The following is a 24838-nucleotide window of genomic DNA, read 5'->3' as shown; positions in this document are numbered from 1 at the left end:
CAAATCCCCCTACTCTCTTGCCAGTACATCGCCAGACTCTATTCCAAAGAGAACCACTTTCCCATTTCCGGTAAGTGTATCATCCAGTAAAACATACTGTTTCACCAGATGATCCCCTTCCATCTTCCACACAAAATATGACACTTTATCCGGATGCATTGCATCCTTCTCTTCATAAATCATTCCTGCCGGAAGCACTATAACATCCTCCATGGAAATATAAGGGAAGTCCACGCTTTCTCCATTTCCCATATCATCTACGATTTCATCATTCATCCGTACATAAAATGCCGGTGTATCATACCCGGAGGTTGTCTGAAAGGTATAATGAGCACCATTTTCATCGATATAAAGACAGCCCTCATCCAGATTATTGCTGCCTGCTGCAAATCCCACACAGGTTCCGGTGTAAGTCGTATCCCCGGATGTAATACTTACCGGTTCTCCCGCCTCTGCAATATCATCCGTATACACCGTTACGGACTTACTGCTCACCATCTGCACCAGAAGTAAGTCTGATGCTTCTCCTTTCATCTTAAGAATTTCATCTCCGGCTTCCACCGTGTCTCCTTCCCAGACAGTTATTTTCGAAACCTGTCCATCTTCATCTGCATAAACGGATAATTTTCCGGTTCCGTCATTTCCGCGGCTTAACGTATCGTAAGCTGCCTGCAGTTGTTGCAGCGTATAGCTATGGTCTGCTTCTGCAACTTCTTTTTGAAGGGTTATGATCTGCCGGTCATAGTCACTGACAGAATCTGTGGCATTCTGCAATTCTATAAGCTGTGCATCATAGTCTGCCTGCTGTTTCTGATAAGTAGTATTCTCTGTCTCAATGGCATTGGCGGCTTCTGTAATGGCTGCCTTTCCTTCCCCGGTATCGATAATATAAAGAAGGTCACCTTTTTTCACTTCCGCATCCTTTTCTACCGCTATTTTTACAATCTCTCCTTCTTTTGCAGCAAGATAGACCCTCGCATTCTTATCTGCCCTGCCATATTTTAATCCGTGGTTTTCCACCTGAAAATCTGACCGTTCCACCATATACTCCGTATAATCCGAAGGCATCCGCTCCATTGTTTCATAATAGACCGCTTCCCCTTCCTCTAATCCCTCTACGATCTGGGTATTATGGTCGTCTGATACACCTGTTGTTACTTTACGTTTTTCCCTTGTATCATCTCCGGTTCCTACATAGACATAATTTTCTCCATCTTCCTGATAAAGAGAATTGTTTCCCACCAGCAGAACATGCTCCGCTCTTTTCTCTTCAAAATATATGGGATATAACTCTCCCGCCTTAAGCTCTACGCCCTCCGGCTTTTCTATCAAAACATTGGGATAATTATTATTTATCTTTGCAAGCACCAGCTCGTCAGTGCTGTATTCCCGCTCGGTAACCGGCACTCTTTCGCCAGATTGCAGCATATATTTTTCAAGAACATCTTTATATTTATAATTCTGTACCGTTACATCCTTAAGCTTTATTTCAAGGTCTTCTGTATCTGCCACAACAACGACATTTTCTCCTGTACCGGCATTCCGGCTTACCGTCAGGCTCTTGGTATAAACCACTTCACCACTGTGGTTTGCTTTCAATGTTCCATCTGCAATCAGGTCATCCAATGCCGCAATTTCCTCGTTCAGTTTCTGCACCCGGTACTCATGAAGCTTCGTATCGTAGCGGCTGTTTTCCTGCAGGACGGCTATCTGGGAGGTGATATTTTCAGTCCCTGTCTCCTGTGGGCTTTCTTCTGTTATTGCTTCCTGCGTATCATCCACTACTGCAGCTTCCTGTTGATTTGCTAATTTATTCTGCTGCAGCTGGTTGATTTTCTGATTTAATTCATATACGGTATTTTCATGCGACAGCTCCTGCTGCTTTGCTTCCCGGGACGCACTTGCCTCGTCTACATCTGCATATGCCAGTACATCACCCTTCTCCACCATATCCCCCGGTTCTACCAGAATCTTTGTTACCATGACATTCGCTTCATATGCCTGTCCGTATTCCTTTGGTACGGCTGTTCCAAGCAGCACGTTGGTGGTTCCGATATCTCCATAGGTCACCTGCTGATAAGAAGCATTACTTGCCGCCGGCTCTTCCAGGTCTGGTATTGTTTCTGTTTTCTTACTGCCACAGCCACCAATTAACATTACAAAAAACAGGCCTGTCAGGACTACTGGAATCACGCTTTGTGCGTTTCCTGCGTAACTTTTTTTCTTTCTCACAGAGTCACCTTCTCTCCACCGGAAAGTCCGGATGTAACAACCCAATGATTCCCTACTTTTTCTCCAACCGTTACCGGCACCGCCTCACGATATCCACTATCATCCAGAAGATAGACAAAGTGTCCCTCTTCACCTTCCTTTACGGCAGAGGCTTTCACATAAATGACATTTTCCAGCGTGGGCTTCGTAATCACAAGACTCAGCACGTCTGCCTCTGAAAGTGATGTCATATCCGATACCGGTGAAAATATGATTTTATTTTCTTCCACACCGGCAACCTTTAATTCATAGGACAGTGCATCCAGTGTAGCTGTATAAGTATCTCCCATGTTAAATTCATAGCCTTCCGGCAGGTCTGCTTCATAGTTACCGGTTCCACACACTTCAGTAATCAGATTATTTCCCGGCACAAAGCCTCCTTTTTGCAGATAATTATCCATGGCTGTAATGGTACCGGATTCTTTTGCTGTAATCTGATAGCGGGACAGCTTTTCTTCTGCCTCTTCCACATAAAGCTCTGCTACTTCAATATCCCGCTTTAAATTTGCAATATCTTCATTATAATCCAAGGATGCATCACAGCTCATGAGGTTTACATAATGTTCCACCAGAAGCTGTTTATCCGCAATCTCATCCTGACACTGTGTCATTTTTGCTTCCAGACTGTCTGAACGGAAGGATACCAGCAACTCTCCCTTTTCCACTTTATCGCCTACTGCCACATATACTTTGTCTAATTTCAATTCCGTATTTGTTGCATCATAAGTAATCTTTTCCAAACCCTCTGCTTTTAATTTCAAGGTAATTTCCGGCGTCAGATTTCCTTTTTTCACTTCCGTGGTATCATAAGCCAGCTTCTCATATGGTGTCCGGGCAGTTGACACAAGCTCTGGCTCTGCTTTTCCGCATCCCGTCAGAAAACTGCCTGCTGCCAGGTACAAAAACAGTTTCCATTTTCCCGTTCTTTTCTTTCTATCTGCCATAGGCACACCTTACCTTTCATCCAAAGGATGAATCAGTGTACCATCCATGGCATTGACAAATACCGGATGCCGGTTCATATCATTTCCGGATGCCATATAAAGACACCACGCCGGCACATAACTGTAACAGCCTTCCTTCTGGTCATCTTTGATACGCGCATAACCAAGCTTTAACTTATTAAAATTCTTGCACACATCCAGTTGGTAATCGTCTCCATTTTTTATAATCTCATCTTTGATTATATTTTGAATCGTTGATAACGGCAGCAGTTCCACTTCTTTTGAAATCTTTGTAACGCTTACCGGATACTGCATAAATACTTCTGTAATTCCATTATCCGTAACCGCAAATCGTATCTCATCCTCTAATTCAAAATTTACATCACTGTTTTCCGGCGTAACCCAGGAAATATCAAAGTCGTTATAATCCAAAGAATCACTAAATGCCAGTCCATTGACACCGGTTCCATAACCAAAGAGGTAGCCCCAGTCGATGACCTCCGCATAATCGGTATACTGTTCTCCATCCACTTCTATCTCATTTGCGCCATCCCAGGAATAATCCTGCTGCCCATAAAGCACCTGATTATCACGTCCTGTTTCTTTTAAGAACTGCTCCACTAACTGCTTTGCATCTTCTTGGGAAATACTGCATCCATTTTCCTTTTCCGAATTGTCGATATATGCAGTTACTGTATCATTCCCATATACAGCATCATAATCCTTTAGAGACTGTGGGCCATAATACTGATTCACATAAATGTCCGTCTTGTTTTTCACTAATGGCGATGCCACAATGTAGGCAATTGCATTTTCGTTTGTTTCTTTTACTTCAAATCGCACATTACATAAAAGGTCTCCGCAATACCCTGCATATTCATTGCAGCTGTCATAATCCTCTGCTGCAGTATAGGTATCTTTTGCAGTCTCTAATGCTTTTTCGTATTGTTTTTTCTGTTCTTCGGTTTCTTCCTTCCAGTCATTCAGCATTTCCTTATGTCTTTCTACATCCTGATGATGTGCATTATTCTCCAAATCATCGATTTGAGACTGGACAGCAACAATCGTTCCATCCATGCTGTCAACGGCAGTCTGTAATTCTTCTTTTGTCAGATGCTCAAAATCGTGGTAATAAATTTCAGAATCTTTAAAATATGCTTTCAGGAACTTTTTCTTATAATCGACATCTATCTTTAATTCTTCTGCCGCTACCACAGACATGGCATCTGCTTCCGGCACATCAATAGATGCATTGATTCTTACCTTCACATCTCCGTCAGAGGTTGTTACCGTAAAGCTGTCATCCCAGTTATCCGCTTCCCGGAATTCATCCAGTGTACCAACCACCCCTTTGGTTTCCTGTTCTGTTTCCATCTCATAATCTACTTTTTTCTCACCACATCCGGTAAGAAGTACCATCACCATACCTGCCAGAATCATTTTTCGTAAGATTGGATGTTTCATGCTGTCCCCTCCGTTTTCCATCTTTTATTTTCTGTTTACCTTTCCATTTTCCTCGTTTCTGGTGTTACTTTAACATGAAGATGTAAACTTTTTGTATCTTATCATTACAATAAAACCGGCAATTCTATGGCTGTATTTCTTATCGCCACAAAACTGCCGGTCTTGATAATTCTATTTTTACTTTTATTTTTTGTCTTTTCTTATTTTTTCCAGCTGTTCGAAAGAAGTATCTCCAGTTCATCTGCTCCAACCGGTCTGGAATAATAGTATCCCTGAAACCATGTGGCTCCCACAGTCCGGAGATAATCTTCTAATGCCTTATTTTCCACGCCCTCCAGACAACTCTTGATATTGGCTGCATTGGCAAAATCCACCATGCTCTGGACAATCGCCTTATTCTTTTTATTTACAAGAATCTTCCGGATAAAGCTCATATCAATCTTAATCTCATCAATCAGCATCTCCAGTGCCATGGCAGAAGATGAACTTCCTGTTCCAAAATCATCCATGGCAAATTTGATTCCATAGCCTCTTAATACTGCCATCCGCTCATTGATTACCGATACCGGAAGGCTTCTGCTGTAAAAAGCTTTTACTGTCCCACAAAGCCTGTTCCAGAACAAAATTTCCCAAATCATACATGGAAGGATCATTTTCGCAATAACTGCAGGTGACCATTTATGCCCCTGAAAATACCTTGCCTTCTTTTTTCTTTTTTATTTTACCATGTTACGCTTCGTTTGGCTATCTGATATTGTGCTGATTCCATAGATAAATCTTGTTTTATCAAAGAGTTCAAAGTACCGGTATGTGGCATCCTTTTCTTCCTGTATGTTATCGGATTTTATCCTCAGTCCGGCTACGTCCAACCCCGTGTAGGAAAGCTGTTCTGCCAGCTCTTTATCCACTGTTTTTTCTTCTTCATTGTCTTTAACGGATGAGGAAGCTTCCTCTGTAGCTGTAACATCCGATAAAATATCTTTTCCTTCTGCCTCCGCCAGCAAAACGGTGCCATCCTCTAACAGAAATACCGCATGCTTCTCTGTGCCATCATATTTTGTAAAAATAAGTTTCCAGTAGTAGGCACTGTAGGTATGAAATGTTGTATCCACCGCTTTCTCCGGAAATGCTTCCCAGGTATACCAGTTGGCATAAGAAGAAGCTAAATCAGAAGGATACTGCCCTTTCTGATAAATGGCTTCCATACTGTCTCTTGCCAATGCCGCTGCCTCGTAATCCTTTAAAGTCATCTCATAGGAATAGGCTTCCTGTGTCTCACTCTCCCACTGCCCGGTAATCAGCTGGATGCGGTCATTAAGCTTAAGGCTTTCCGATGCCTCCTTTGCCAGCAGGGAATCGGAAGCAATATACTGTGCCGGAACCGCCTGCACTTCTCCCACTGCTTTACGTTCCTGCCCTTCAATCAGAATTCCCGGCAGAAAAATTCCTGTCAGCACCACCAGAAGTGTTCCTGCTATCATTCCACAGACACTTCCTTTTATCTTTAATTTTGTTCTTTTCTGAAACATATCCGCATCTTCGTCCCCTTCTTTGGCTCACTTTCTACGATAAGTTCCGCCTGATGATGTTCTAAAATCAATGCCACTAATGACATTCCGATTCCGGCTCCGCCTTCCTGTCTTGCCCGGGATTTATCTGCCATATAGAATTCATCGCAAATCCGCTCTGTCTCTTCCTTGGTCATGCCGATTCCATAATCTTTTACGGAAAGTTCATAATAAAATGGATTTTCTTCTTCCTGTATTCTCTTTCCGCTAAATTCAATGACACCATGCTCTTTGGATGCTTTTCTTGCATTATCCAGTAAATTCACCAGTACAGTCACCAGAAGTTCTTTATTTCCGTACAGTACTGCCGGCTCGATATTTTCCTTTAACACAAGCCCTTTTGCCGCAAAGGACGGTGTCACCACCTTAAGTACTTCACTGCTTACATTTTCAACCTGAACTGCTTCCTTTTCCATTTCATGTTCCCTTAAATAAATCAAATCAAAGAGCTTTCCCGACATCCGCTCTAACCGTCTGCCTTCGGAAAAGATATAACTTAATGCCAGAAGCTGTTCTTCTCTTGGAAGCTCCATGGAACGCATGGTATCTGCATAACCGATAATGGAAGTCATCGGTGTCTTAATCTCATGGGTAAAGTCTGCTACAAACTGATCCCTTTTCCGTACCATTCCCTGAAGCTCTCCTATCTTTTCTGATACTGCTTCTGCCATCCGGTTAAAGTTTTCTGCCAGAAGTCCTACTTCATCCTGACTCTTTACTGTAATCCTCGTCTCATAAGAGCCATCGGTAATCTCCTCTGCCACCCGGTTCAACTGCTCCAATGGCCTGGTCAGATACCGGCTGATAACATAAATAAACAGAGATTCTATCATAAGGCAAATGAAAAGAATCAGCCGGAAATAACGGATTTCCCGGTCTCTTAATGCGTAGGCATCGGACACATCACTTCTGCTGATCATGCAGAGGTTCTCATCCCCTACCTTACTGGCTGCCGTCACATAAATATAATAATGACCGTCCTCTTCAAAGATGGCATAATTCTTATTTCCATCCTCCTGCTGTGCTTCCCAGACTTTCTTTAAATTGGCATTTTCTTCTGTTTCGTTATAAACCAGCTTATCCCCATAATAAATAAAAAATGTCACATTTTCTGCCCGCATACCGCTGCTGACCTGTGCTCCAATGTCTGGAAGTGCGCCCTTTACCGACTCTTCCCGGTTCAACGCCTGAAGTACTTCATATTCCACCGAGGACTGCACCAGATTATTCTGAATGACTGCATTAGAAATCTGTGTTTCCTTCGCCAGTTCAAAATTCTTATGTATCATCAGATAGCCCACCAGTCCCAGACTGACGGAAAGCAGGATTAAATTTGTAATTAATACTTTATATCGAAATTTCATGCTTTATCCTCTAACCGGTATCCTGCCTTAAATACTGTTTTAAGCTCCGCTCCAAGATTCAGTTTTTTCCGTAATCTCTGGATATGAAGGTCTAAGGTTCTTGACTCTACGGAATATTCCGTTCCCCAGATTTCTTCATAGATTCTTTCCCGGAACAGTGTAATATTCCGGTTGCGCATCAGAATTTCTAAGAGTTCAAATTCCTTTGGCGTAAGCTCCACTTCTTTTCCTGCCTTTGTCACCACCTGATTTTCACTGTCTAATTCAATATCCATAAAAGTAATCTTCTGCTCCATCTTATGATAGCGGCGCAGCACAATATTGACCCGTGCCAAAAGTTCTACCACTTCAAAAGGCTTTACCATATAATCCTCTGCCCCGGAGGTCAGCCCCTGCATCCGGTCTTTTAGGGAATCCTTTGCAGTCAGAAAAATCACCGGAATTCCCATTGGACGGATGTATTCCATCAATTCAAATCCATTTAATTCCGGCAGCATAACATCCAATATAATCAAATCAAAATTTTCTGTTTCCAACAGGTCTGCAGCTTTCATTCCATTGTATACACAGACACACTGATAGCCTGCCTTCATCAGATTCAGCCGGATTAAATCCGATATTGCCTTTTCATCCTCTACAACCAATATCCGTATCATGCTGCCCGCTCCTTTTACTACTCTTTGATGTTTATTTTAACATATATTTGTATCTAAAATGTATCTGAACATTAAAAAAGAATGTGCCTTGCACATTCCCGCGCCTGCGGCGGTCGCTTGCGACATCTACCTTATACGCCGCAGTGCGCATCCTCGCGGAGCGTTTTTTGCTTTACAGGAAAGCAATTTCCTGTAAAGCAAAAAAAGTTTCTTCTATTCCTTCTGATTGCTCATCGGAATAAAAGAAACTTTTTTTATTCTCATTTTCTCTGGTCTAGAAGAAACAATTATTTTTTCATGCTACGCCTGCACCAGTGTCATTTTTCCACTGCAATGCATCTTCCGGATGCCCTCCGGTATCGTAAGTCTGTCTCCGGTATCTACCCAGATGCTGCCAATTAAACCGCTGCCGGATGCCACATAAATGACATCTGTGCTGTCAGAAAGCAGCAGATCCATTTCCCTCTCTACCTTAAATCCTGCACCTGTTACTTCTGCAGCACCACGCTCTATCCGGATTTTTCTATCCGGCTGGTTGCAGGATAACGCTGCTCCATTGCTTTCCATGACTTTCTTATACCAGAATGCTGAATCCTTTACATAACGCTGCTGGGTTGCAAAGTCCACATAAATAATTCCGAACCGTTCGGAATAGCCCTCATGCCATTCGAAATTGTCCAAAAAAGTCCATAAGAAATAACCGGCAATCTCTGCTCCTTCATCCGCCGCCTTCTGCAGATTGCCAAGGTACTCATCTAAGAACTGGATACGGTTGGCATCATGTACACTGCCATCTGCTTCCACATTGTCATGACAGGACATTCCATTTTCCGTAATATAAATCGGAAGCTGATAACGTTCGTAGAGGAATTTTCCTGCCCAGTATAGGCATTCCGGTGTCACCGGCCATTCTGCGGCAGTCTTTGGGAATCCTGCCGGACGGTCTGCAAATTCCGGCTCACCATCTGCTCCTGCACGAACTGGATATCCGTTATAAATATTCTGTCCGTAAAAATCAATGGGCTGGTGAATCAGTTCCATATCTTCTTTCGTGATTTCCGGCAGATACTCCTTGTATTTTTCAAGTCCTTCCTTTGGATAATGTCCTAAAATAACCGGGTCAGAATACCAGGATACATTCCAGGTCCAGTTGTCGACATCATTATAAAAACCGAAATATACCTTCTTTGCAGCTTCAATATCTTCCGGGGAATCACTTGCCGGATATGCCACCCCGCTGGTTGGTGCATAGCCAATCTGAATCGGCTGCTTTGCATATTTCCGGAGCGTAATAACTGCTTTTCCATGTGCCCGCAATGCATTATGGGCAATCCGGAAGCTTTCCTCTGGTGTGACTTTCTTTCCCGGTGCATGAATACCACGGTAATATCCCAGTCCGATAAAGCACTGTGGCTCATTCAAAGTAAAAATCTTGTCGCAGATATCAGTAAAATTCTCTGCTACTACTTTTGCATATTCTGCAAACCAGTCTATGATTTCTTCATTGAGCCAGCCGCCTTTATCCTCCAATGCCTGCGGAAGTTCCCAGTGATAAAGGGTCATATATGGCTCAATGCCGTTTTTCTTCATTTCAAGAATCATATCACGATAGAGTGCCACCGCTTTTTCATTGACTCTTCCGGTTCCCTCCGGCATCAGTCTCGCCCAGCTTACGGAAAAACGGTATGCCTTCACACCGAGTTCTCTCATCAGCGCATAGTCCTCTTTATAACGGTGCATGTCATCGGCACTGACATAGGCATTATGATGTTCGAAGGTTCTTCCCTCTTCGGTAAAGGTGTCCCAGATGCAGGTTCCTGCGCCATCGTTTTTGTCTCTTCCTTCTACCTGATAGGCACTGCTGGCAACGCCCCATACAAAGTCTTTTCGAAACATTTGTTTTCCTCCTGATTCTATTTCTTGTGTTATTCTTCTGCAATTGTAAAAAATGACATTTATTTTTTATGCAATATCTGCGCAGTTTACCGAGCACGGATGCCGCATAAGAACTGCAAGGGGCACTAAGAATTTTGCGAGACCTGTTCTTTCTTCCGGCAACCGGCACAAATTCACTTCCATGTTCATATGTGCCTCGCTGGCACTTCCCTGTGCCAGCGTTGCCAGATGTCGGACAAAATTCCAGGTGCCCCTAACAGCCCTTAAAATGCATTCGTACTTCGGCAAACCTCTCAGATATATTCTAATCATAAAATATATCATTTTTCACAATTGCAGAAGGATTTCTCAATCGTTTTCGTTACAAAAACACTCTACCACGAAACAACTGTTTCGGGATAGAGTGTTTTACCTTAAAAATGGTAGAAATCTATTTTATTAAGAAAAATCAGAATGTACGGATTCCATATGACATAACAGTTTGTTTTAAGTCATTTGACTTTTTGTTACTTTTGAATAGAATCGTAGTATTTTTTCACGATTTTCTCTGCTGGTTTTGCATATATTTCATAATCTTTTTTCTTTAATGCCGCACTTGGTGTATAAAGGTGGCTGTTCCAGGACCAGAATGCCATGCCATTCACCCAGTCTCTCTTTAAGCAGGCTTCAAGCATTGCTTCATACCAGTCTGCCTGTCCCTTAGCATCCGCTTCTCCCTGCACCGTCCAGTCATTTGGCACTTTATTGGAATCCAAGACAGACATGCATCCTGCCTCTGCAAAGAAAAAAGGCTTTTGAAACCTCTTTACAACCGCTTCAATCCGGTCAAGCTGGTTCTCCCAGTCCTCCAATGGATAATATCCGCTGGAAGAAATCACATCTACCGCATCCCACCATTTCACATTATGCTCCTGATATTTATCGGTATTATAGGAAACAAGTCCGTCAAATTCACTCCGGATATCAGCGATCAGCTTCCGCCACTCTGCTTCCCTGCGCTCTGCCATAACCATTTCGCAGCCTGCAATATGCATTTCCACACCCATTTCTTTTGCCAGTCTCGCATAATGAAGCTGAAATTCGGTATAAGATTCAAACCAGTTGCACCACTTTGGTTCACAGACTACGTCTTCATCAAAGAAATTTACATGGGCGCGCCAGGTTCCATTTTTGCAGTTTACCGTAGGCTTTAATGCCACACGCATACCAAGCTCTTTCGCATAATCAATCATGCCCTTTAATTCATCATCTGACACCGTTGCTTCAGAAGTATAACAAATCTCTTCCGACTGTGCCGTATCCTGCAAGCCGTTCGGTGCTAAGATAACAAAATTGCTGTTGGTATTTTCTTTCATTTTCTTTAAGCTATCAAAAGCACTCTTCTCCTGATAGCTCCCTTTTCTTGCAAATGGTGCATATGTCATGCCGCAGATATATTCCATGGTAAGTGTTTCCGTTCTCCTCTTTCAATGACTTTTTATGATGGAAACTATAGCATTCACCCTGGAATCTTGCTATAATGATTTATTATAAAAATAGTAAAAATCTCTTATAACAGGAATTCATTTATTTCAGATATATTGGGGGACGACTTTATGAATTCACTTTTTGAATACAGCGACCGGCTGAATGCTCCTTTTGAATGTTTCTTATTTGACACGAGAATCCATTCTTTTCCCATCCGGTCCCACTGGCATTATTTTGTTGAAATTCTGTATATGTTAGAGGGCACCGCCATCATCAACTGTGATGATGATACTTATGTATTAGAAGAAGGTGATATGACATTATTTCTTCCGCAGGCAATCCATTCTATCTATACTGCCACAGAGCAGCCATTGGTTTATTATGTCATGAAATTTGACTTAAACCAGCTTGCACCATCCGGCAATGCATTAAGTACCACTTTTTCTGGGATTAATTTTGTATCACTTTTTAATCTGGCGAAGGGTGATTCCCATGCTCCGAAATATTTTTCCAAAGCGATGTTAACAGACTATCCCATTGCCGGAATCTTTTCCTCCTGTGAACACGAAATGCAGCAGCAGGAATACGGTTACCGGATTCTGGTACAGTCCCAGATTAATTCCCTTTTAACCTTTATCCTGCGTATCTGGCGGGCACAGGGTTTTAATACGGATAAAGCTCTGGCTATTCCGCAAAACACAGAAGAAGCGTCCATACACTCCATTACGGAATATATCGACGCTCATGCCCAGGAGCCATTAAAGGTGGAAGACCTTGCCAGAATGTGTAATATGAGTTATTCCTATTTTGCCAAAAGCTTCCGGGAACTCTATGGCCAGTCCTGTAAAAAATATATTGAATTTATCCGCCTTTGTAAGGCTGAGGATCTGCTGCTCTTTACCAATCTTGACTTGAATTATATCAGTCAGGAAACCGGATTTTCCGATTGCAGCCATTTTATTAAGGCTTTCCGAAACAAGCACAAAATGACGCCAAAGCAATACCGGAAGGAGCATTCCTCTTAATGGTAAATTCTTAAAACCTCATTCTTAAAGGTGCATGTAGATATCTGCCTGCTGAATTGCCACATCTGCTCCTGCCATCAGCATGGCAAAGAAGGTTAATGTGATGGTAAGGAATACCGCCTTACCATCATAGACAAATTCCACATTCTTCTTCCGGTTAGCAAGAAGAATTTCTATTCCAAGCAGGATAAAGATACATGGCCAGATATGGAAAATGATTTCATAGGTCAATACCGGCACAAACAGATGCACCAGAAACAGGATTCCAAATAAAACTAGTGCACTGCCTAAGGTAATGCTGCCCACTCTGTGGGTGCGTACTTCTTTCACATTCTCATCCATTTTCCTTATGCCTCCTTTGTTTCTTCTTCCTCAAGGGATTTTTTCTTACCATGAACCAGATAAATTCCTGCTGCTATAATTGCAATTCCTGCCAGCAGTCTTGGAAGCCGGTAACTGATTTCCTGAAGTACCCAGACCGTTTCATCCGGAATTAAATTTGCAATCATCCAATAGAAGCTGTTCCAGATTAACATAATACCAAGCAGAATCAGCACGACTGCAATAATGGTATGATAACGCTTTACAAAGGATTTATCTTTCCCGCCTTCTCCACTTAAATGGAATAAATACTCATCCTCCACGGCATAGAATTCTTCATCGGATAAGCCTGCTAAATTGTGTACATGAAAGAAGCTGTAGAACCATGCAATTACTGCAAGCACTGCCAGCGGTCCAAGTTCAAAAATGGATGCTGCTACAATAATGCCAAAGAACATCGACATCAGGCTTAAGCCCATTTTCATAAATCCCATATACATTTCCCCTGCTCCCGGTAAAAGGGAACAGCAAAATCTTAAAAACCCATTTCTCTTTTTCGTCATGTTATCTTTCCTCCTTTAAAAACCATCCATTTGTCGTCTCAGTAATAAAATTGCAAAATGCACTGGACGCATCATTTACACTTTGTAAGAAATTCTGCTCTTCACTACGCTTTTTCGCTTTCTCTTTCTGTTCCTGTAAGTCCTTATTGACCTGTTCTTTTGCTTCTGCTACATAAGTTTCCATGTTTGGTCTGCTCTGCTGCTCCACCGTAGGAACTACAATCAGAAATGCGATTGCCGCTGCCGCCGCTGCCATTACTTTCATGCTATAAGTCAGGAGTTTCCGCTTCGCTGACACTTTTTCTTTGTATACAATAACCTTCTGCTGCTGCTCAATTTTATGTAGAATATTTTCTTCTAAATATTCCGGTGCTTTTATCATCGGTCCTTCTTCTGTTTCCCGAATCAGTGCTTCTAACGCTTCGTCACTTAAATACTCCTGTGTATCTTCTTTTCTCATATCAGCTCCGCTCCTTTCCATATAGTTTTCTAAGCATTGCCCGCGCCCGGTATATCTGTGTCTGCACGGTTTTCAAATTCTTCTGCTTTAACTCTGCTATCTCGCCGGCAGGATGTTCTTCACAGAAGTACAGCTTTGCGATTTCATCATAAGGTGGTTTCAACTGTCCGCATTTTTCCTGCAGTTCTTCCCGGACCACCTCTTCGATGCATTGTTCTTCCGGTCCTCCCGCTCTCGCCGGATGACTTCCTAAGACTTCGTCTTCGGTGGGTACCATCCGCCTTGCCGCCTGTCTGCTGTAATCAATACATTTATTCGAAGCAATCCTGCAAAGCCAGGCTTTCTCATTCTTACCGTCGAACTCTTCCTTGTGCTGGTAGGCAGATAAAAATGTTTCCTGCGTCAAATCTTCTGCTGCAAAGTAATCTCCGGTCATCTTAACGCAAATAGAAAATACCAGATTCTGGTATTTATGAACCATCTGCGTAAATGGTTCCTGACACATTTTTATCCACCTCCTTGTCTCTTAAGAACGTTCTCATAATATATAACGAGTATCTTTTTCTATTGTCTTCAATTTTTTCAAAAAATCAATATTTTTTTAATTTATTCTATCCGGAATCCATTCTATTGACTTTTCTTTTCCGTGAAACTATAATCACTGTGGTTATCATGAATGATAGAGCAATTGCGAAAGAAAACATATATAACATATTTTAGCGGATAAATCTTCTGTTTCCTTTTAAATAGGAAATATTGTAATTCCATCCCCCGCATTTTTCTTTTTGCTATTCCGCCTGTCTTTCCAATGTTTGATAAGACACTTGGGCTGTTCGCCGAAATACGGACGCCTTTTGAAATCTGCCTAGGGGCACTTGGAATTTCGTCTGCAACCGGCAACACTGGCACATGGATGTGCCAGTGAGGTGTATCTGAACATGGATGTGAATATACACCGGTTGCCAGACGAAAGTAGAATCCCATCGAAATTCTTAGTGCCCCTTGCAGATTTCAGGCGGCATCCGTAATCGACGGACAGCACAAGCGTCTTTTATCAAAGCAAACGGAAAGACAGCCGGCAATCAGGAAAAATGCGAAGCAGGAATTACATAATATTTCCTATTAAGAAAAAGAAACAAAAGATTTATTTCTCAAAATATTTTAGAATCTTTTTCTTTCGCGATTGCCAATACATCTAATATACGAGGGATTTAAATGATGGAAAAGAAGAAAAACTCCATTGATATGACTCATGGATCTTTATGGAATAAAATTTTGATTTTTGCTCTGCCGCTGGCTGCCAGCAGTATCTTACAGCAGCTTTTTAACTCTGTTGATACCGCTGTTGTCGGCAACTTTGCCAGCAGCCAGGCTTTAGCTGCCGTGGGAAGTAACAGTTCCCTGATTGCTTTGATGATTAACCTTTTTATCGGTATCTCACTGGGTTCGAATGTTATTATTTCCCGATATATCGGTCAGGGTGTCCACAAGAATATCAAAGCTGCCATTCATACTGCCATTGTTGTAGCTTTGGCAGGCGGCATTTTCCTGCTGGTTTTGGGACAATTTATTGCAAGACCGGTTCTGGTTCTGATGGGCACACCGGATGATGTCATTGACCTTGCAGTCTTATACCTTCGGATTTACTTCCTTGGCATGCCATTTATTCTGTTATATGACTTCTGCTCCTCGATTCTCCGGAGTACCGGAGACAGCAGACGACCGCTTTATGCACTGATTGCAGCCGGTGTTATCAATACCGGGCTGAATCTTATTCTGGTCATTGTCTTCCACCTTGGTGTATCCGGTGTTGCTATAGCTACCGTGGTTTCGAATATTGTAAGCTCCGGAATCCTGATTTACATCCTGCTGCATGAGGATAATCCGATTCGTTTAGAGCCAAAGGCACTTGCCATCTCCTGGCATGAATTAAAGAAGATTCTTGTCATCGGTGTTCCTGCCGGATTGCAGGGTATGGTCTTTTCTATTGCCAATGTCTGCATCCAGAGTACCATTAACAGCTTCGGCTCTGATGCTGTCGCCGGTTCTGCCGCAGCGTTAAACTTTGAATATTTTTCCTATTTTGTGGTAAATGCTTTTGCCCAGACTACTGTTACTTTCACCAGCCAGAATTACGGTGCCGGTGAATATGACCGCTGCAAAAAGGTATTCCGCTTAAATATGATATTTTCCCTTTTCTTCTGTGGACTCCTTTCCAGCGTCTTCATCTTAGGACGGGGCTTCTTCCTGCACCTTTACAGCAACGACCCGGAGGTACTTACCTTTGCCGTCCAGCGTCTGTTAATTGCAACAACCTTAGAGCTTTTGACTTCTACCTATGAAATCAGCGGAGGCGCCATGCGTGGACTGGGACATTCCCTGTCGCCTGCACTGATTACCGTTTTCGGTTCCTGTGTCCTGCGGCTCATCTGGGTATCTACCGTCTGCCGGTATTTCCATGAGTTCTGGGTAGTTATGATTATCTATCCGATTTCCTGGGTGCTGACCGGAAGCATGATGCTCCTTGCCTATTACCTGCTGCGCAGGAAGTTATTTCGAAAAAGTGCAGTATAGAAAATCTGTCGCATAATTGAAATGTTTGCTAAAATGAAACCCCGGAAGCAGATGATTCCTTCTTCCAAAGAATGAATCTTTCTGTTTCCGGGGTATTTTTATGGAGCCAACTTTAACGTACTCCTTTTTCTTTTTCTAAATTTTCTTTACAAATGTAACACACGGTCTTTGATTTCCTGGGTTCTTCCCTGATTCCAGAACTGGGTTCCGATATAACCACAGGTACGTCTTGCCACATTCATCTTATCCTGGTCACGGTTACCGCAGCTTGGGCATTCCCACACCAGCTTGCCGTATTTGTCTGTCACAATTTTAATCTCGCCATTGTAACCACATTCCATACAATAATCACTCTTGGTATTCAGTTCTGCATACATAATATGGTCATAAATATAACGGATGACAGACAGTACCGCCTCAATATTATCCTGCATATCCGGCACTTCCACATAGCTGATTGCGCCGCCCGGGGAAAGCTCCTGGAACTTTGCTTCAAAACCAAGCTTCTTGAATGCGTCAATGTGCTCTGTTACATGGACATGATAGCTGTTAGTAATATAACTCTTATCCGTAACGCCCGGAATAATTCCGAAACGCTTCTGTAAACATTTTGCAAATTTATAGGTCGTAGACTCAAGCGGTGTCCCATATACACTGAAAGCAATATTTGTCTCTGTCTTCCACTTATCGCAGGCATCATTTAAATGCTGCATCACTGCCAGTGCAAATGGTGTTGCTTCCGGATTAGTATGGGATTTACCAGTCATATAACGGGTACATTCACACAATCCTGCATAGCCTAAAGAAATAGTGGAATAGCCGCCATATAAAAGCTTGTCTATGGTCTCGCCCTTCTTAAGACGGGCCAGTGCACCATACTGCCAGAGAATCGGCGCCACATCAGAAGGCGTTCCCTTCAGACGGTTATGTCTTGCCATCAACGCACGATAGCATAATTCCAGACGCTCATCAAAAATTTCCCAGAAACGGGTCATATCTCCGCCGGAGGAACATGCAATATCCACCAGATTCAGTGTTACGACACCCTGATTGAATCGTCCGTAATATTTCGGCTTTCCTTCTTCATCCTTGTATACGCTTAAGAAAGAACGGCAGCCCATACATGGATAGCAGTTGCCCTCTTTCAGCTGTTTCATGATTTTTTCTGAAATATAATCCGGTACAAGACGCTTTGCGGTACATTTTGCAGCCAGTTCTGTCAGATAATAGTACTTGGAATCCGGCTCAACATTATCCTCTTCCAGCACATAAATCAGTTTTGGAAATGCCGGTGTAATGTAGATGCCCTGCTCATTTTTCACACCAAGAATTCTCTGCTTCAAGACTTCTTCAATGATAGCTGCCAGGTCGTCTCTTACCTGTCCCTCCGGCACTTCATCAATATACATAAAAACTGTTACAAACGGAGCCTGTCCATTGGTGGTCATCAGTGTGATAACCTGATACTGAATCATCTGGACGCCGCGCTTGATTTCGTCTTTTACACGAATCTCTGCTACTTTATTAATCTGTTCTTCTATTAATTCCAGTCCTGCCGCTTCAAATTCCGCTGCTACCTGACGACGGAATTTCTGACGGCTCACATTGACAAATGGTGCTAAATGTGCCAGCGAAATACTCTGTCCCCCATACTGGGAACTTGCAATCTGGGCAATGCTCTGGGTTGCAATATTGCAGGCAGTCTCAAAGCTCTTTGGCTTATCAATCATGGTCTCACTGATTACCGTACCATTCTGCAGCATATCCTCCAAATTAACCAGACAGCAGTTATGCATATGCTGTGCAAAATAATCGGAATCGTGGAAATGTATAATTCCCTGCTCATGGGCTTCTACAATATCCTGTGGCAGCAGGAAGCGCTTGGTAATATCCTTGCTGACTTCTCCTGCCATATAATCACGCTGCACACTGCTTACAGTTGGATTTTTGTTGCTGTTTTCCTGCTTTACTTCCTCATTCTTGCAGGCAAGCAGCGTCAGAATCTGGTCGTCGGTAGAATTGGTCTTCCTTACCAGAGCACGTTTATAGCGGTAAGTGATATAATTTCTGGCTACCGTATACGCACGCTGATTCATAATCAGGTTCTCCACCAGATCCTGAATCTCTTCTACGGTTAATGCACGGTTCATGGTATTACATGCCTTCTCCACATTTTCACCAATGGCATTAATCTGTGCCTCTGTCATACGCTCGCTGTCTACCACACTTTCATTGGCTTTACACACAGCCGCTAAAATCTTCTCTTTATCAAATATAACTTCCGTCCCGCTTCTCTTAATGATTTTCATATTCGCACCCCTATTCAAAATAATTCATTTTCAACGCGTATACTATATATTGTATCAGATTAAATTATCTTTTCAAGGTATTGTGCCAAATTGTTTATTCTTTTTCTAATACAAGAGCGGAAAGCGGCTCTACATCGGCCTTTTCGGAAATAATTTTTTTGCCGTCTGCACCTGCCGTTTTGTCATCCACCAGAATTTTCCATTTTCCTTCCGGCAAATTATACAAAATCTCTTCATCATTTCCGTTGAATATTACCAAAATGTTTTCTGGTGTATCATCTGCACCTTTTCCCTTTAAAAGATATGCCACAACATTTTCCGGTGTATCTAATAAGAAGCAGAGATTCTGTGTCATTTCCGCTTCACTCTGCATACGGAATACCGGATGGGCTTTCCGCAGTGCCATCAAGCCCTTATAGTATGCTATCATATCCGGATATTCATGTATATTATCCCACTTGATGCTGTTTACCGCATCCGGCATATTATAGCTGTTTTCTGCAAAACCTTTTTTCTCCGGCAGCGGTTTGCTGCGGAGGAATTCTTCACCTGCCTGGATAAAAGGCACACCCTGGGAAGTAAATACAATGGCTGCGCACAACCGGTTCATGGCTTTCTTCTTTTCTTCCGATGCCTCCGGGCAGGAGACGGATAATTTATCCCACAGGGTATAGTTATCATGACAGGAGACATAATTAATACTCTGTCCCGGCTCTTTCGCCCACGGCTTACTGCCATAGGCATCATAATCTACCTGTGGATGTGCGACTGCTCCTGTAATGCCATAGCGCAATGCATTTTCCAGATGGGTGCCGCCATTAACGAAGCCCAGATGATCATCATAGAATACGCTTCCTTTTATGGTATCACGGATGTCATCATTGAACATGCCGATTCCCGGCATCTTTTTCGCACTGGCTTTAAATGCACGTTTCTCTTCTGCCAGAGAAGATGGGCCACCGTTCCAGCCTTCCCCATAAAGATAAATATCCGGACGTATTTCTTTTAAACGCTCTGCAATAACATTCATTGTATCAATATCCAGAACTCCCATCAAATCAAAGCGAAATCCATCGATATGATATTCCTTTGCCCAGTAAATCAGGGAATCTACGATTAATTTCTGCACCATCGGACGGTCACTGGCCACTTCATTGCCACAGCCGGATCCGTCAGTATATCCGGTCTCATCACTTCTATAATAATAGCCCGGCACAATCTTCTGAAGGTTGGAATCATCCCTTCGATAGGTATGATTAAAGACCACATCCATAATCACTCCGATTCCTCTGCTGTGCAATGCCAGCACCATCTGTTTCATTTCCTGAATCCGCACTGTTCCATCATATGGGCTGACTGCATAAGAACCTTCCGGAACATTATAATTATCCGGATCATATCCCCAGTTATACTGTGCTTTCTGATTTTTCTCATCTACGGTCTCAAAATCAAATGCCGGAAGAATCTGTACATGTGTCACACCAAGGCCACTGATATAATCAAGTGCCGTTGCCTCTCCGAAATGATTGGTGGTATTTGCCTCTGTCAGTCCTAAGAATTTACCGTTGTGGAACACACCACTGGATTCATCCATGGTAAAATCCCTTACACTGCCTTCATAGATAATGGCATCTGTGATATGCTCCGGATTCCGGTACCCATCCAGTTCAAAGCCCTGTGGGTTTGTCTTTGCCAGATTGATAACCATACCGCGCTGCCCGTTTACCCCGGCAGCTTTTGTATACGGATCTACTGCCTCCTGCTCTTCCCCGTGATTTACTACTGTATAGGTATAGTAGATTCCATTGCAATCGCCCTGTTTTTCAAAAACGTAAGTACCGTTTACTGACTTCTTCATAACATGCTGTTCTATGAGATTATCTCCTTCGCCCTGTTTATAAAGGTTCAGCTTCACGGATTCTGCCTCTGGTGCCCAGACCTTAAATCTTGTCATTTTCGGTGAGTATACCGCTCCTAAATCATTTCCTGTGTATACTTCATAATCAAACTTCTGCATATTTGTTTCCTTTCCCTCGTTACCTGCGTACGGCTACAGAAAACACACTTTGCGCATTTCCCGCATAACCGAAAAAAGGAAGCTTCCGCCAATGCACGGATGCTTCCTTCTTGCAACTGGCTGTCATTTCAAAGACCCTATAGCTTTGCGTCACAGGCTTTCACCTGTTTTGCTGATACATAATCTTTATTATAATGGTGGCACAATTATAAGTCAATGACTCCGGTTACTTATTGCAATTCTTATATTTCAGTATAATTCACATATGTGAATTATAAATTTAACTCTTTTTTGATTTCGGCGATTGCTTCTCTTTCATCAAAATGATATTTTACACCTTTAATTTCCTGATAATCTTCATGACCTTTTCCAAGCAACACTATCATATCACCCTTTTTGGCATTTTCGATACAATATTTGATGGCTGCTTTGCGGTCATCGATTTCGATATATTTTCCGTTGCTCTTTGCAAGGCCAATCTTAATATCGTTGTTGATGTCGCGGATTTCTTCATCTCTTGGATTATCACAGGTCAGCACGCTTAAATCTGCCAGTTCTCCTGTCACTTTCCCCATGTCATAACGGCGCAGCTTGGAACGGTTTCCACCGCCACCATAGACACAGATTAAACGCTTCGGATGATACTCTTTTAATGTGGTAAGCACACTTCTTGTGCTGACTTCATTGTGGGCATAATCAATAATTACCGTAAAATCTTTAGAAACCGGAACTAATTCCACACGGCCTCTGACTTTTACTTTATCCAGTCCACGTAAAATTGCCTCATCGGAAATTCCTGCCAAATGACAGGTCAGCATGGTTACCAGTGAATTGTATACTGAAAAGCTTCCCGGAATATGAACCACTGCATAAACATTCATACAGCCGGTAGTGGTAAAATGCATTCCAATCTGTCCCTCTTCATCCAGATATCCAACAGCTCCCGCCATCAGGTCTGCGTCTTTCTTACAGGAGAAGGTATGAAGCTTACAGGTATGATTTTTGATAATTCCATCTACATGCTCATCATCTGCATTTACGATTCCCTCTTTGCACTGACGGAATAAGAGACTCTTGCATTCCTGATATTCTTCAAAGCTAGCATGCTCATTTGGTCCGATATGATCCGGTGATAAATTGGTAAAGATTCCATAATCAAATACAATTCCTGCCACGCGGTGCATCTTAAGTCCCTGGGAGGATACTTCCATTACTACATATTCACAGCCGGCATCTACCATGGCACGGAACATCTTATGTAATTCATAAGATTCCGGTGTGGTATTCTTTGCCGGAAGCTTCTCCTCGCCGATCAGGGCACCGATGGTTCCAATCAGTCCGACTTTCTTACCGGCTTCTTCTAAAACGCTCTTTATCATATAAGTAGTAGTGGTCTTTCCTTTGGTTCCGGTCAGTCCAATGGTGGTAAGCTCTCTGTCCGGGTGTCCAAAGAAAGCAGCCGACATAATTGCCAGGGCATAACGGGCATCTTCTACCTGAAGAACCGTACAGTTCTCCGGAATATCAGTTTCTACTGCATGCTCTACCACAAGGGCAGCAGCACCTTTCTTTACCGCATCTTCAACAAAGTCATGTCCGTCTACAACAGCTCCTACCATACAGACAAATACGGTGTCTTTTTCTACTTTTCTCGAATCATAGATAATATCACTGATTTCTTTCTCCATCTCTCCCTGCAGGCAGGTATAGGTCAATTCTTCACATATTTCTGCTAATTTCATACTTCTCTCCTAATGTATTATTCCGCTGTTCCGATAATGTGGCTTGCATCAATTTCCGATTCAAATACCGTATGGGAAGGTCCGGTCATAAACATATGTCCGCTTTCTTCCTCCCACTCAATATAGAGCGGTCCGCCAATCTGCTCTACCGTTACTTTCCGGTCTAAGCGTCCGGTTAATACGCCGGCTACCACTGCAGTACAGCATCCGGTTCCGCATCCGATAGTCTCTCCGGTTCCTCTTTCCCATTCCCGGATTTTCACATAATCCCTGCGAACAAATTCCACAAAAGTTACATTGGTCTTATTGGTAAAAAGCTCTGTCATATGTTCAATGGTTTTTCCGTATTTTTCTACATCAAGGTCTGCCACGCTGTCTACATACATGGCACAATGCGGGTTGCCCCATGATACTGCCGTAATATGGAAGGTCTTATCCAGTACCTGTACCGGCTGCTCTACAAATTCATCCAGCTTTGTGTTGACCGGAATCACTTTTGCAGACATTCTCGGTGCTCCGATATCCGCTCTGATATTGCTTACCAGACCGTCTGTTACAGTCAGGTTCAAATGCTGCATGCCGCCTAAGGTTTCAATTACAAGATCTGTCTTATCCGTCAGTCTGTGATCGTATACATATTTTCCTACGCTACGCAATGCATTTCCACACATCTCACCCTCTGTTCCATCCGGGTTAAACATCCGCATCCGGAAATCCCCTTTTTCGGACGGACAAATCAATACCATTCCGTCAGAACCAATGGCAAAATGCCGGTCACTTACGAATCTCGCAAGCTCCGGCAGATTGTCAAGATGCTGATGAATGGCATCGATATATACATAATCGTTTCCAAATGCCTGCATCTTTGTAAATTTCATTTATTTTCTCCTTGCTTTCTCTTTCCTTTATTTTTCTTAAGCATTCATTGCCCGGTCTAAATCTGCAATGATATCATCCACATTTTCAATTCCTACTGACATACGAAGGAAGCAGTCTGTAATACCCAGCTTCTCTTTCACATCAAGTGGTGTATCCTCATGAGTCTGTGTGGTCGGATATGTGATTAAGGTCTCTGTTCCACCAAGACTCTCTGCAAACATAATCATATCTACATTTTTAAGAATCTTCTTAACGGTCTCATAGCTGTCTACGGTAAAGGAAATCATTCCGCCAAATCCGGTGGTCTGACGGCAGGTTACTTCGTAATCCTTATGGTCTTCAAAGCCAACATAATATACTTTCTTTACCTTCGGCTGTGTACGAAGCCACTCTGCTACCTTCCTGGCATTCTCATTGTGGCGGTCCATACGGACTGCAAGTGTCTTGATTCCCCTTAATACCAGCCAGCTGTCTAACGGTGCCAGCTGGCTTCCGTGGGATTTGATATGGATATGAATCTTATCCGCAATTTCTTTGTTATCTTTTACCACTACGATTCCGGAAATGGTGTCGTTGTGTCCCCCCAGATATTTTGTTGAACTGTGGGTTACAATGTCTGCTCCCAACTGCAGCGGTTTCTGGAAATATGGTGTTAAAAATGTATTATCTACAACGGTTAATGCTCCGATGGATTTTGCGATTTCAGAAATGGCATGAATGTCTGCCACCTTCATCATCGGATTGGTTGGTGTCTCAACGAAGAACATTTTTGTATTCGGTCGGATAGCTGCTTTTACTTCGTCTAATTCAGACATATCTACATAAGTATGCTCGATTCCATATTTTCCAAATACATCTCCAATGATACGGAAGGTTCCACCATAAATATCATCGGAAAGAATTACATGCTCGCCCGGATTTAACAAGGAAAATACTGCCATATTCGCAGCCTGTCCGGAAGAAAATGCAAATCCCTGGATACCGCCCTCTAAAATTGCCATGGTACGCTCTAATTCCTGTCTGGTCGGATTCTCAAGGCGGCTATAGGCAAATCCTGTTGTCTGTCCTAATTCCGGATGACGGAAGGTTGCTGCCTGAAAGATTGGCATGCTGACTGCGCCGGTTAATGGTTCCGTTCCTAATGCTCCATGTACTGCCTTGGATTCAAAATGTAAATCCTCTTTTGTACTGTAATCGGTATAGTTGCTGAAGTTTTTCATATTGTTACCGCCTTTCTTCGTCTTAATTACCCACCAGATATTTTCGTTTCTAACAGGACAACCGTCTATTGACGCACTTGTCCTTTTTCATATATTAA

At 42.7% G+C, this 24838-nt stretch carries 21 protein-coding genes and 1 riboswitch; of the genes, 2 read left to right on the top strand and 19 right to left on the bottom strand.

Features of this window, described 5'->3' with window-relative positions:
* Positions 1 to 9: 9 nt before the first annotated feature.
* From DWW33_RS08545 to DWW33_RS08500, 10 genes are all read right to left on the bottom strand, one after another.
* On the bottom strand, positions 10 to 2232 hold the full coding sequence (locus DWW33_RS08545) for a biotin/lipoyl-binding protein (protein ID WP_118639283.1): 2223 nt from the start codon (positions 2230 to 2232) through the stop codon (positions 10 to 12).
* Positions 2229 to 3215, bottom strand: coding sequence for an efflux RND transporter periplasmic adaptor subunit (locus tag DWW33_RS08540; RefSeq protein ID WP_118639282.1), 987 nt, complete (start codon positions 3213 to 3215; stop codon positions 2229 to 2231). Before DWW33_RS08540 ends, DWW33_RS08545 begins: the two co-directional genes overlap by 4 nt.
* 9 nt (positions 3216 to 3224) lie before the next feature.
* The gene (locus tag DWW33_RS08535) at positions 3225 to 4679 is read right to left on the bottom strand and encodes a DUF6034 family protein (protein WP_118639281.1); all 1455 of its coding nucleotides are present in this window, start codon (positions 4677 to 4679) and stop codon (positions 3225 to 3227) included.
* A gap of 200 nt (positions 4680 to 4879) precedes the next feature.
* A complete protein-coding gene (locus DWW33_RS08530) occupies positions 4880 to 5317 on the bottom strand; it encodes an EAL domain-containing protein (protein WP_158561824.1) in 438 nt (145 codons plus the stop codon).
* A gap of 78 nt (positions 5318 to 5395) precedes the next feature.
* Positions 5396 to 6208, bottom strand: a complete 813-nt coding sequence (locus DWW33_RS08525) for a hypothetical protein (RefSeq protein WP_117841598.1) — start codon at positions 6206 to 6208, stop codon at positions 5396 to 5398.
* Positions 6184 to 7611, bottom strand: coding sequence for a sensor histidine kinase (locus DWW33_RS08520; protein WP_118639280.1), 1428 nt, complete (start codon positions 7609 to 7611; stop codon positions 6184 to 6186). The genes DWW33_RS08525 and DWW33_RS08520 overlap by 25 nt, the downstream gene beginning before the upstream one ends.
* Positions 7608 to 8267, bottom strand: a complete 660-nt coding sequence (locus tag DWW33_RS08515) for a response regulator transcription factor (RefSeq protein ID WP_022243011.1) — start codon at positions 8265 to 8267, stop codon at positions 7608 to 7610. Before DWW33_RS08515 ends, DWW33_RS08520 begins: the two co-directional genes overlap by 4 nt.
* A 300-nt stretch (positions 8268 to 8567) precedes the next feature.
* Positions 8568 to 10163 (bottom strand): GH1 family beta-glucosidase, encoded by a 1596-nt coding sequence (locus tag DWW33_RS08510; protein ID WP_118639279.1) that lies wholly within the window; start codon positions 10161 to 10163, stop codon positions 8568 to 8570.
* A gap of 66 nt (positions 10164 to 10229) precedes the next feature.
* Positions 10230 to 10475, bottom strand: a complete 246-nt coding sequence (locus DWW33_RS08505) for a hypothetical protein (RefSeq protein WP_117841595.1) — start codon at positions 10473 to 10475, stop codon at positions 10230 to 10232.
* A gap of 194 nt (positions 10476 to 10669) precedes the next feature.
* Positions 10670 to 11605, bottom strand: a complete 936-nt coding sequence (locus DWW33_RS08500; protein ID WP_117697763.1) for a glycoside hydrolase family 113 — start codon at positions 11603 to 11605, stop codon at positions 10670 to 10672.
* A 153-nt stretch (positions 11606 to 11758) separates the two neighbouring features.
* Between DWW33_RS08500 and DWW33_RS08495 the strand changes: the two genes are divergently transcribed.
* Positions 11759 to 12655, top strand: coding sequence for an AraC family transcriptional regulator (locus DWW33_RS08495; RefSeq protein WP_118639278.1), 897 nt, complete (start codon positions 11759 to 11761; stop codon positions 12653 to 12655).
* 24 nt (positions 12656 to 12679) lie between these two features.
* Here DWW33_RS08495 and DWW33_RS08490 read toward each other — a convergent pair whose 3' ends face one another.
* The 4 genes from DWW33_RS08490 to DWW33_RS08475 are packed head-to-tail and all read right to left on the bottom strand — an operon-like array spanning position 12680 to position 14504.
* Positions 12680 to 12997, bottom strand: coding sequence for a LiaF transmembrane domain-containing protein (locus DWW33_RS08490; protein WP_117697767.1), 318 nt, complete (start codon positions 12995 to 12997; stop codon positions 12680 to 12682).
* A gap of 5 nt (positions 12998 to 13002) precedes the next feature.
* Positions 13003 to 13539: a hypothetical protein gene (locus tag DWW33_RS08485; protein ID WP_117697769.1), complete on the bottom strand. Its 537-nt coding sequence runs from the start codon at positions 13537 to 13539 to the stop codon at positions 13003 to 13005.
* A 1-nt stretch (position 13540) separates the two neighbouring features.
* On the bottom strand, positions 13541 to 13999 hold the full coding sequence (locus DWW33_RS08480; RefSeq protein WP_117697771.1) for a hypothetical protein: 459 nt from the start codon (positions 13997 to 13999) through the stop codon (positions 13541 to 13543).
* Position 14000: 1 nt separating this feature from the next.
* On the bottom strand, positions 14001 to 14504 hold the full coding sequence (locus DWW33_RS08475; protein WP_117697773.1) for an RNA polymerase sigma factor: 504 nt from the start codon (positions 14502 to 14504) through the stop codon (positions 14001 to 14003).
* A gap of 710 nt (positions 14505 to 15214) precedes the next feature.
* On the opposite strand from DWW33_RS08475, the gene DWW33_RS08465 reads away from it, so the two are divergent.
* Positions 15215 to 16573 (top strand): MATE family efflux transporter, encoded by a 1359-nt coding sequence (locus DWW33_RS08465; protein ID WP_243088612.1) that lies wholly within the window; start codon positions 15215 to 15217, stop codon positions 16571 to 16573.
* Between the two features lie 146 nt (positions 16574 to 16719).
* Here the strand turns inward: DWW33_RS08465 and nrdD are convergent, their stop codons facing one another.
* The 5 genes from nrdD to DWW33_RS08440 form a co-directional block, all read right to left on the bottom strand.
* On the bottom strand, positions 16720 to 18882 hold the full coding sequence (gene nrdD / locus DWW33_RS08460; protein WP_117841589.1) for an anaerobic ribonucleoside-triphosphate reductase: 2163 nt from the start codon (positions 18880 to 18882) through the stop codon (positions 16720 to 16722).
* A 94-nt stretch (positions 18883 to 18976) separates the two neighbouring features.
* Positions 18977 to 20899 (bottom strand): type I pullulanase, encoded by a 1923-nt coding sequence (gene pulA, locus DWW33_RS08455; protein WP_118639277.1) that lies wholly within the window; start codon positions 20897 to 20899, stop codon positions 18977 to 18979.
* Positions 20900 to 21007: 108 nt separating this feature from the next.
* Positions 21008 to 21083: riboswitch (cyclic di-GMP riboswitch) on the bottom strand.
* 88 nt (positions 21084 to 21171) lie between these two features.
* Positions 21172 to 22641 (bottom strand): UDP-N-acetylmuramoyl-L-alanyl-D-glutamate--2,6-diaminopimelate ligase, encoded by a 1470-nt coding sequence (locus tag DWW33_RS08450; protein WP_118639276.1) that lies wholly within the window; start codon positions 22639 to 22641, stop codon positions 21172 to 21174.
* 17 nt (positions 22642 to 22658) lie between these two features.
* Complete coding sequence (gene dapF / locus DWW33_RS08445) at positions 22659 to 23519, bottom strand: diaminopimelate epimerase (RefSeq protein ID WP_022243023.1); 861 nt, start codon at positions 23517 to 23519, stop codon at positions 22659 to 22661.
* Between the two features lie 36 nt (positions 23520 to 23555).
* A complete protein-coding gene (locus DWW33_RS08440) occupies positions 23556 to 24740 on the bottom strand; it encodes a trans-sulfuration enzyme family protein (protein WP_022243024.1) in 1185 nt (394 codons plus the stop codon).
* Positions 24741 to 24838 lie beyond the last annotated feature (98 nt).

Origin of the sequence: Roseburia sp. AF15-21 (assembly GCF_003479505.1) — a bacterium.
Lineage (GTDB): Bacteria > Bacillota > Clostridia > Lachnospirales > Lachnospiraceae > Roseburia_C > Roseburia_C amylophila.
The sequence above is the reverse complement of the archived record's forward strand: the minus strand, read 5'-3'. Positions and strand labels throughout refer to the sequence as shown.